This is a genomic window from Kribbella sp. CWNU-51, from assembly GCF_054073265.1.
The window spans coordinates 58,864-68,187 of the sequence record NZ_JBSXMZ010000045.1 but is presented as its reverse complement, the minus strand read 5'-3'; the positions used below and the strand labels follow the sequence as shown (position 1 = coordinate 68,187).

Annotated in this window: 6 protein-coding genes; 3 read left to right on the top strand and 3 right to left on the bottom strand. The window is 69.0% G+C overall.

Features of this window, described 5'->3' with window-relative positions; all coding sequences use genetic code 11:
- Positions 1–287: 287 nt before the first annotated feature.
- The gene (locus ACXC9Q_RS35920; protein WP_457061097.1) at positions 288–1,457 is read left to right on the top strand and encodes an NAD(P)/FAD-dependent oxidoreductase; all 1,170 of its coding nucleotides are present in this window, start codon (positions 288–290) and stop codon (positions 1,455–1,457) included.
- Positions 1,458–1,470: 13 nt separating this feature from the next.
- On the top strand, positions 1,471–2,040 hold the full coding sequence (locus ACXC9Q_RS35915; RefSeq protein WP_457061096.1) for an OsmC family protein: 570 nt from the start codon (positions 1,471–1,473) through the stop codon (positions 2,038–2,040).
- A 45-nt stretch (positions 2,041–2,085) separates the two neighbouring features.
- Here the strand turns inward: ACXC9Q_RS35915 and ACXC9Q_RS35910 are convergent, their stop codons facing one another.
- Together ACXC9Q_RS35910 and ACXC9Q_RS35905 are read right to left on the bottom strand one after the other, a co-directional pair.
- Complete coding sequence (locus ACXC9Q_RS35910) at positions 2,086–3,651, bottom strand: alpha/beta fold hydrolase (protein WP_457061095.1); 1,566 nt, start codon at positions 3,649–3,651, stop codon at positions 2,086–2,088.
- A 17-nt stretch (positions 3,652–3,668) separates the two neighbouring features.
- Positions 3,669–5,465 carry a bifunctional metallophosphatase/5'-nucleotidase gene (locus ACXC9Q_RS35905; protein ID WP_457061094.1) on the bottom strand — a complete coding sequence of 599 codons (1,797 nt, stop codon included), beginning with the start codon at positions 5,463–5,465 and terminating at the stop codon, positions 3,669–3,671.
- Between the two features lie 153 nt (positions 5,466–5,618).
- Here ACXC9Q_RS35905 and ACXC9Q_RS35900 point away from each other — a divergent pair, with 153 nt between their 5' ends.
- Positions 5,619–7,214 (top strand): beta-N-acetylhexosaminidase, encoded by a 1,596-nt coding sequence (locus ACXC9Q_RS35900; RefSeq protein ID WP_457061093.1) that lies wholly within the window; start codon positions 5,619–5,621, stop codon positions 7,212–7,214.
- Positions 7,215–7,263: 49 nt separating this feature from the next.
- Here the strand turns inward: ACXC9Q_RS35900 and ACXC9Q_RS35895 are convergent, their stop codons facing one another.
- Positions 7,264–9,324: an NPCBM/NEW2 domain-containing protein gene (locus ACXC9Q_RS35895; RefSeq protein ID WP_457061092.1), complete on the bottom strand. Its 2,061-nt coding sequence runs from the start codon at positions 9,322–9,324 to the stop codon at positions 7,264–7,266.

Below are 9,324 nucleotides of genomic sequence, written 5' to 3'. Positions count from 1 at the left end.
CAACGACCGACCCCGCAAACGCCTCGACTACCACACCCCCCGCGAAATGTTCGCTACCCTCCTCATCGACGACCTACACCGCGTTGCGACCACCCCCTGATCTCGCCGACAGTTTCTTTCCCCAAAGACGCGGCGCTAGGTGCGGCGGGACCCCACCCAGCCGCTTGGCGGCCGGGCGGTGGAAATGTGGAGGATTCGTGATGATCGGATCCTCCACGTCCTCTCCAAGCTTCGGATGACCAACGCGGCGCAGAGTCGTCCCATCGGGCTGGAGATGGGGGCGGGAGATGTACGACGTCGTGGTGGTGGGGGCACGGTGTGCCGGGGCGGCGACCGCGAGGTTGCTGGCGGGGATGGGCCACGACGTCCTCATGGTCGACAAGACGCGACTGCCGAGCGACACGCTGTCGACGCACGGACTCATCCGTGGCGGCGTCGTCCAACTGTCCCGCTGGGGTCTGCTCGATCGCATCCTCGACAGCGGCGCGCCGGCGGTCACGCAGGTGCGGTTCGACATCGAGGGCAATTCGAAGGTACGGCGGATCAAGCAGCGCGCCGGCGTGGACATGCTGGTCGCACCCCGTCGTCATGTACTCGACGGTCTGCTGGCCGACGCGGCGGTGGAGGCAGGCGCAGAGCTGCGGACCGGGGTGACCGCGACCGGTCTGCTGCGATCGGACGACGGCCGGGTCGCCGGCATCGTCGGCCGGTCCGCGAACGGCGACCGCGTCGAACTGCCGGCCCGCATGGTGGTCGGCGCGGACGGGCGCGGGTCGCGCATGGCGGGCTATTTCGGCGCCGAGACGCTGGAGCAGCACACCTCACCATGCGCGGTCTTCTACACCTATGTGACCGGTCTCCGGTCGGACACCTACGAGTTCCACATCGCGCCCGATACGTTCGCCGGCGTCTTCCCGACGCATGACGGTGCGGCGTGTGTCTGGCTGATCCGCCCGACCCCGCTGCTCGAACCGATCCGTACGGCGGGCTCCGCACGCGGCGCCGCGTTCGTCCAGCAGCTCGAACTGCTGGTGCCCGACCTCGGCCACCGAGTCCGCGCCGGCCGTGTCACCGCACGACTGCGCGGAACCGCGGATCTTCCGAACTACGTTCGCCGGTCCCACGGCCCCGGGTGGGCACTGGTCGGCGATGCCGGCTACCACCGGGATCCGATCACCGGGCACGGCATCACCGACGCGTTCCGCGATGCGGAGCTGCTGGCGACCGCCATCGACCGGTGCCTCGACGACCCCACGGTCGAGCGGACCGCGATGACGTCGTACCAGCAGACGCGGGACGCGATGGCGCGCGAGGTCTTCGACCTGACCTGCGCGTTGACCGCCTTCCCACCGCCGAACCGCTTCGTGGAGCTGCAACTCCAGCTCAGCGACGCACTCGAACGCGAAGCCGACGCGTTGGCCTCGTTTCCCGGACTCACAGCAAACCTTGCTGCCTGAAAGGAAGAGCATCATGACCGCAACCACGACCGACAGCCATCGAAACGGAGTCGACACCGCCACGTTGTTCGCGACGCTCGACGCCGTCAAGGCCCAGCCGGAGATCGCCCGCTTCCAGTTCCGCGCCACCAACCGGTGGATCAGCGGCACGCACAACCGCGGCACGATCAACGGGTTCTACGGAGCCGGACAGGAGAACACCCGTCCCACCGACTTCACCTTCGACGCCGACCACCCGCCGGTACTGGTCGGCGGCGACAACGGCCCGACGCCGGCCGAGCACCTGCTGCACGCGCTGGCCGCCTGCCTCACCAGCGGGCTGGCGAACATCGCCGCGGCGCGCGGGATCACCCTCGAGGAGGTCACCTCGACCGTCGAAGGCGACATCAACCTGCTCGGCATCCTCGGCCTCGACCCTGGAGTCCGCAACGGGTACGAAGCGATCCGTGTCGTCTTCCACGTCAAGGGCGATGCCGAGGCGCAGAAGCTGAAGGCCCTGGTCGAGCAGTCCATGAACCGCTCGGCCGTGTACGACGTGATCACGCACGGCGTCCCGGTGTCGATCGACGTCGCGACCGCCTGACCAACCACTCAGTCGCCGGTCTGCCGCTCGGGGGCAGACCGGCTGTCATTGCGCCGCGACTGCCCGGAACACGGGTTGAGGCTCGGCATCGTCGACCAGGTGAGTACCGACGGGCTCGGTCACCACACCAGACCCCGCGAGCAGGTCCCGCACACCAGGAGTCAGCCACAACGATCCCGGCAAGGCCTTGTCGGCCAAGGTGATCGCGACCTGTACGCCGTACGCGTCGAGCTCGGTCTCGTCCCGCGGGACCTCCGCGATCGCGACACCGAGTCGGCCGGCGGTGTGGACCTGAGCGAGCCCGGCGCGCACGGCCGTAGCCGGACCGTCGAACAACACCACCGGCCGGCCGCCAGGTCCTGAGCACCGGCGTCCACCGGCCTCGACCAGACCGTCCGCGACCTCGTCGGCGCGTGGCCTGGCCGGCGCGACGACGGCGGCGAGGGCGGACGGGCGAGGCTCCGCTGCGGGCAGCTCGTGCAGGAACCGCTCGATCGCGTCGAGGATCTGATCGGGATCGCCGGAGACGAAGTGGTCCTCGCCCTCGATGAGTTCGAGCCGGGCACCGGGAATGCGCTCCGCGAGGTACCGGGCGCCGGCGGGATCGATGAGCGCGTCGCCCAGCCGGTGGAGGACCAGGGTCGGGACCCGTACGGCGGGCAGCGCGTCCCGGACATCCACGAGTGCGTTCATGTTCATCAGCGCCCGGACCGTCGACGGCGTCGCCGCGGCCCGCATGCGTTGCCCCCACCACTGCTGCATCGGCTCGTCCGCGGACGGGCAGCGCATCCGCATGTCCGCCTCCCAGTCCCAGCCGTTGACGAGTTCCTCGGTGTAAGCGGCCCAAACTTCCTGCTTCTGCGCGCAGGGATAGTCCTCCGACCAGGCTCGCTTGGCGTACGTCCCGTACAGCACGAGCCCGGCGACGCGTTCCGGGTGCGCCGCGGCGGACATGATCGCGAGCGGCCCGCCCTCCGAATACCCGACGAGCACCGCCCGCTCCGAACCGACAGCATCCATCACGGACAGGACGTCGTGCATCCGCGTCTCGACGTCCGGCAGACCGGACGGCCGGTCCGACATCCCGGTGCCGCGCTTGTCGAACCGGATCAACCGGCCGAACGACCCCAGCCGATGCAGGAAGTGCGCATGCCGCGGGTCGCCCCAGTCCAGCTCGAGGTGGGACACGAACCCCGAGATCAGGACGATGTCGAGCGGACCGCCACCGGTCACCTGGTAGGCGATGTGGAGCCCGTCGCTGACGGTGTACCGGATCGGTTCGGCCGCCCGGAGCACCGCCCGCGCCTCGACCGGCGCGACGAACCGGTAGCCCCGGCCGTGCTGGGTCCGGATCATCCGCTGACTGTGGCCGTCGTCGCCGAGCGCCCGCCGGACCTGCTTGATCCGGCTGGTGACGGCCGTCTCGCTGACGAAACGGCCGCCCCAGACCCCGTCCATCAGTTCCTCTTTCGGTACCACCCGATCACGGTGCGAGACGAGATAGGCCAGCACATCGAACGCCTGGGGCTCCAACGGCACCGGAACACCGCCCCGCCGCACCTCGAACAGGGCCGGGTCGAACTCCAGATCACCGCCGAACGCGAGCACCACACATCGACTATGACGGGTCAGCCCTTCTGCGTCACCCGGTTGAGCGGTGCCGGCGTCACCGTCTTGTGGGCCTTCAGGTACGCCGCGAACGTCTCATGGTCGGTGTTGTTGCGGACCGGGTGGGTGTAGGCCTTGAAGGCCGAGTAGCCATCGGCGCCGATGACGGTGTAGGCGAGGGCTGCGACGCGGTAGGTCTTCGCCGGGTCGAGTGCGGTGCCGTCGATCTTCACGTCGGCGGGATCGATGCGGTCGCCGACCGGGCGGCCGGCGTCGAAGGTGTAGGTGACGTTGCCGGACAGGGCGAGGGGTGCGAACTTCACCGTTCCATCCGTCTGCGTCTGCCACTGCTGCTCGAGGACGGCGTCCAGCTGGGCGCCGGTGAGGCTCACCGTCAGCACCGGGTTGCCGTAGCCGTACGCGTCCCACGACTCGCCGAGCATGACTCGTCCGTCGGCGTCGCCCGGCTTGTTGCTGTTGGCAACCAGAAGGTCGCCGCGCAGTGCGGTGGATCCGACGGCGGGCTTGGCCGCGATCAGGCCGAGGTCCGCGCTGCCGTTCTGCCGGGCAGTCCACAGGTGCACGTCGGCGGCCAGGTCGGCCAGGGTGCTCTCGCCTTGGGCGTTGGCGGTCCGGGTGAAGTCGCCGGTGACGGTCGCGACGGGTTCGGCGTACTTGCGATCTCCAGCGGCGGCCCAGTAGTCGACGATCCGCTGGATCTTCGGGTCCGGCGTGACGTCACGGGTGACGGCGTGATTGGTCGACGTGGTCCGATCGCGCAGTACCTCACCGGTCCGGCCGTCGAGCTGCAGGTTGATCTCGTTGATCAGCCGGCCGTGGTTCGCGGCCTCGACCACCGGGCGCGGGTTGCCGTCCGGGTCCGGGATGCTGCAGCTGAACGCGGCGTGCCAGTGGCCGGTGACGATCGCGTCGACCTGCGGCGTCACCTTGCGGGCCAGGTCGATCGCGGGACCACTCGGGTTGATGCAGTTGTCGTACGTCGCCGAGGCGTCGGTGCCGCCATCGTGCATGTTCAGCACGATCGCCTTCACACCCCGCTTGGTCAGCTCGGCCGCGGCGCGGTTCGCCGACTCGACCGGGTCGAGCGCCTTCAGGTCCGGCTGGTACGACGTGGAGCCGACCGGCGTGTCCGGGACAGTCATCCCGATGAAGCCGATCGGGTACGCGCGACCGTGATCGCGGACCCAGCGGATCGTGTACGGCGCGACGATTGTGCGGCCCTTGGCGTCGACGATATTGGCCGACTGGAACTCGAAGTTCGCCCCGTGGAACCGGTGGCCGGTCGAGTCGGTGAAGCAGCTGTCCACGCCGACCGTGCCGAAGCACTTGCCTTTGGTCATGTGGTCGACCAGGAAGCTCTTCGACACGTCCAGCTCGTGGTTGCCGACGCTGGAGAACTCGACCCCGAGCGCGTTCAGCACCTCGATCGTCGGCTCGTCCGCGTGTGCGTCGACCTCGAACGGCCAGCCGGAGAAGTTGTCCCCGTCGGCGAAGAAGATCGAGTTCTGGTGATCGGCCCGGATGTCCTTCAGATGGGTCGCCAGGTACGCCGCACCGCCGACGACCTGCGTGGTCCCGTCGGGCCCGGCGATGGTCCCGCCGTCGGCCGGCGACGGCGGCCGCAGGTATCCGTGGAAGTCGGTGATCGACACCAGCTGCACCGGCACCGAGGTCGTTGCGGCCGCGCTGTCCGGCTGCGATGGGTTGGCGGCCTGGGCGGCCGCGGGGGCCAGGATGGCTGTCAGTAGGGCCGCGAGACCGGCGGCGAGGGCGCGGGGGCGGCGTGCTTTGCGCACAATTGTCTCCTCAGCTGTCCAAACAAGCAGTTCTCGACAAGATGAGAGTGCCCGACTATAACCGACATGTCACTATCAAACGGCGAGTCGGCAAAGTCAGAAAGAATCCGCCGGACGGTACCCGGATGCGCTCTGCTGCCGCAAACTCTCCTCATGACCCTTCCCGTAATCCCTGCACCCGCGACCGAAACCACTCCGGGCGGGACCTTCGTCGTCCGCGACGATGTCGCCGTCGTCGCGCAGTCGGCCGAGCTCGTCGAGGTGGCCGCACGCTTTGTCGACGACGTCCAGGCCGACGCCGGGTTCACGCTCGCCGGCACGTCCGGTATCAAGGTCATGATCGACACGGCCGGCCTCGAGGACGTCGCGCCCGTCGCGGGTCTGCGGGCCGACGGCAACGAGGACGCCGACGAACGCTACGGGCTCGAGGTCGCCGGCGACGGCGTACGCGTCTGGGGTGCTACGGCGGAGGGTGTGCATCGCGGGCTGACCACGCTCCGGCAGCTCATCGCGGCGCACGCACACGACGGTACGGCGGTTCTGCCGGCCACCCGCATCATCGACGGCCCCCGGTTTGCGTGGCGTGGGTTGTCGCTGGACGTCGTACGAACGTTCCACGCACCCGACGAGGTTCGCCGGGTCATCGACATGCTCTCGCTGTACAAGCTCAACGTGCTGCACCTGCACCTCACCGACGACCAAGGGTGGCGGGTCGAGGTGGCGTCGCGACCGATGCTGACCGAGGTCGGGGCGAAGGGCGCGGTCGGCGACCGGGCGGGCGGCTACTACACGCGGGACGAGCTGGCGGAGCTGGTTGCGTACGCCGCCGAGCGGTTCGTGACGGTGGTCCCGGAGATCGATATGCCCGGGCACACGACCGCGGTATTCAGTGCGTACCCCGAGCTGGCGCCGGCCGAGCTGCGGTCGGTCGATCTCGGCGATGGAACCAGCATCCCGCTCAACACTTTCGAACCGGAGCGGCCGGAGATCTGGGCGTTCGTCGAGGACGTGCTGGATGCGGTCATCCCGCAGTTCCCGCAGAGCGCGTATGTGCACATCGGTGGGGACGAGGCGTGGGGGATGCCGGATGAGGCGCACGCGGCGTTCGTGGAGCGGGCCGCGGCACTCGTCCGCGAGCGCGGGAAGCGGGTGGTGGGGTGGCAGGAGATCGCCCGCGCCGCCATCAGCTCCGACGACGTGGTGCAGTACTGGCTGGAGCCGCGCCAGCTCGAGTCGCTCGACGGTGACGCCAGCTCGATGGTGCCGCCGGACCTGTTGCCGGTGCTGGTCGAGCACATGAAGAAAGCTGCGCAGGATGTCCCGCGGGCGATCGCCCACGGATCCCGCCTGATCATGTCGCCGACGAGTCGCCTCTACTTCGACTGCCCGCACGCGGAGCCGTCCTCCGACCCCGCCCAGGAAGAGCTGCGACAGCGCGTCGGTCTCCCCTTCTATACGCCGGTGTCGATCCGCGGCGGCATCGACTGGGATCCGCTCGAGGTCACCCCGGAAGTCACTTCCGACACCCAGATCGCCGGCGTAGAAGCCGCCATCTGGTGCGAGACCATCACCAGCCAAGAAGACCTGGAGTTCATGCTCCTCCCCCGCCTCCCCGGCGCCGCCGAGAAGGCCTGGTCCTCGACCCCCACCGACTGGCCGGATTACGCCACCCGCCTGTCGCACCAGTCCCCCACCTGGCGCAGCCGCGAATGGACCTGGTTCAAGTCGGTCGAGATCGACTGGACCTAGCTTGGAGGAGGGGCAGACCGATCGCCGGCCTGCCCCTCCTCAGCAGAACTCAGCAGGTAGCAGTCGGTGCTGCCCAGTCCGCACGGTCGTTGTAGCCGCCGTCGCCGGCGTCACCGACGACCAGGTCCAGGACGCGTACGCCGGTCAGATCCACATCGACCTGCTTCGGAGTGAACCGGTCGACGACACCGCTGTCGAACAAAACCTTGCCGTCGCCAACCACCTGGAACGTCGACGTCCCGCCTTCCGGCCCGACGTTGCTCACCACATCGTCGATCCCGACGGTCCCGGTCAATCGGGTGCAGGACTTGCCCAGGTAGTAGCGGATGAGCGACGGCGATGCGACCCCGATGCCGGTCGGGTAGGTCTGCCCGACGAGCTTGATCGGGTTGCCCCCACCGACACTCTCGTCCACGGTCGGCGACATCCAGCCGCTGGTCGCGCTGATCCACTCGTGATGCGAGAGCGGCACGGTCCCGGCCGGCGGCGCTGGCGCGACCACGACCGGTGACACGGTCGTCTGCCGCTGCACGCCGTACCCGATCGTCTGGTACGACGTCGACGCGGTGAGGCTCGCGGATCCGGGCGCGGCCCCGGCCGGGAGCTTCACGGTGAACCCGAAGGTCGCCTGCTTGCCACCGGCAAGAAGATCCGGGGCCTTGGACAACGGCTTGACAGTCCACCCGGTGCCACCGGCAACCGTCACGGCCGGCTGGAGCACCGGCAGCAGTCCGTCGTTGCGGACGGCAACCTGAACGGTCAGCTCGTCGCCACCGGCGACGACCGGTGCGACGCCGTCAGGCTGAGCGTCGGTCCCGACCTTCGTCACCTGCGGAATCCCGGCGGTGACGTGCGGGATCCCCGGCACACCACGCGCGGGCTGCACCCGGTAGAGCGCCGTACCGTGCGCCGGGACCGCCGCGCTGATCACGCCGGCGCTCTCGGTCACCTTGTCGGTCCACGCGTTCTTCAGGGTGAACCGCGATCCGCTCAGACCGACCGCGGCCGCCGTCGTGGTGAGCGTCCTCGCGCTGTCGCCACGGTTCAGCAGCACGACGGCACGGCTGTCGTCGGCGAGCCGCTTCACCCAGGTCTCCGTCGTCCCCGCGGCACCGACCCGGACAGCCTGAACCGCGGCCCGGTCCTGGTTGATCGCGAGTACGTCGGGATCGGTCAGCATGCCGACCGTCGTCGCACTGAGCTTGCGGATGTCGCTGCCGACCACGAGCGGTGCCGCCGCGACGGCCCACAGTGTGAACTGCGTGCGGAACTCTTCGTCGGTCATCCCGAGCTCGGGCGCCAGGTAGTCCGGGTCGCTGAACGCGCCCGGCTTGACCACCTCGGGGTGCCGCGCGTTCACGTCGTAGTTCCGCAGTACGTCCTTGAACTTGATGTCGCCCTGGAAGCCGACGTCGGTGTAGGTCCGCCACGACTGCGCGATGTCCGGCGCGTAGGTCCAGGAGTTGATCGACTGCTGCGACTCCGGATAGTTGCCCCAGTCGGGCGAGGTGACCGGGTTGCACAGGTTGAAGATCATCGGCCGGTGGCTCGCGTTGTTGCGGAGTGCGTGCGCGAACTCGGTGAACACGGTCTTCGGGTCCAGGTTGGCCGCGATACCGCACAGGTAGTCGACCTTGACCGCGTCGAAGCCCCACGCGGCGAACTGGTCCGCGTCGCGCTGGTAGTAGCCGCCGCTGCCGAGACCGCACCTGCCCGGGATGTACGGGCCGGCGTCGGTGTAGATGCCGGCCTTCAGACCCTTGCTGTGGATGTAGTCCACGACCGGCTTCAGCCCGTCCGGGAACTTGGCCGGGTTGGGCTGCAGGTCGCCGGCGTCGCTCCGCGACTGGTCGGCCTGCCAGCCACCGTCGAGCCAGACGATGTCGTAGCCGGCCTTCGCCAGTCCGCGACTCACCAGTGAGTCGGCGACCGACTTGATCGTGTCCGCGGTGAAGTCGCCGCCGAGACCGTAGTACGTGTTCCAGCCCATGTACGGCGTGGGGCTGAGCACGGGCGTCGCGGCAGGGGCTGCCGTGGCTGAGGTGGTGGCGGTCGCAAGCGAAGCGGTCACCAGGACCGCCGCGATCACCCCGCCGAGAAGTCGCTTCAT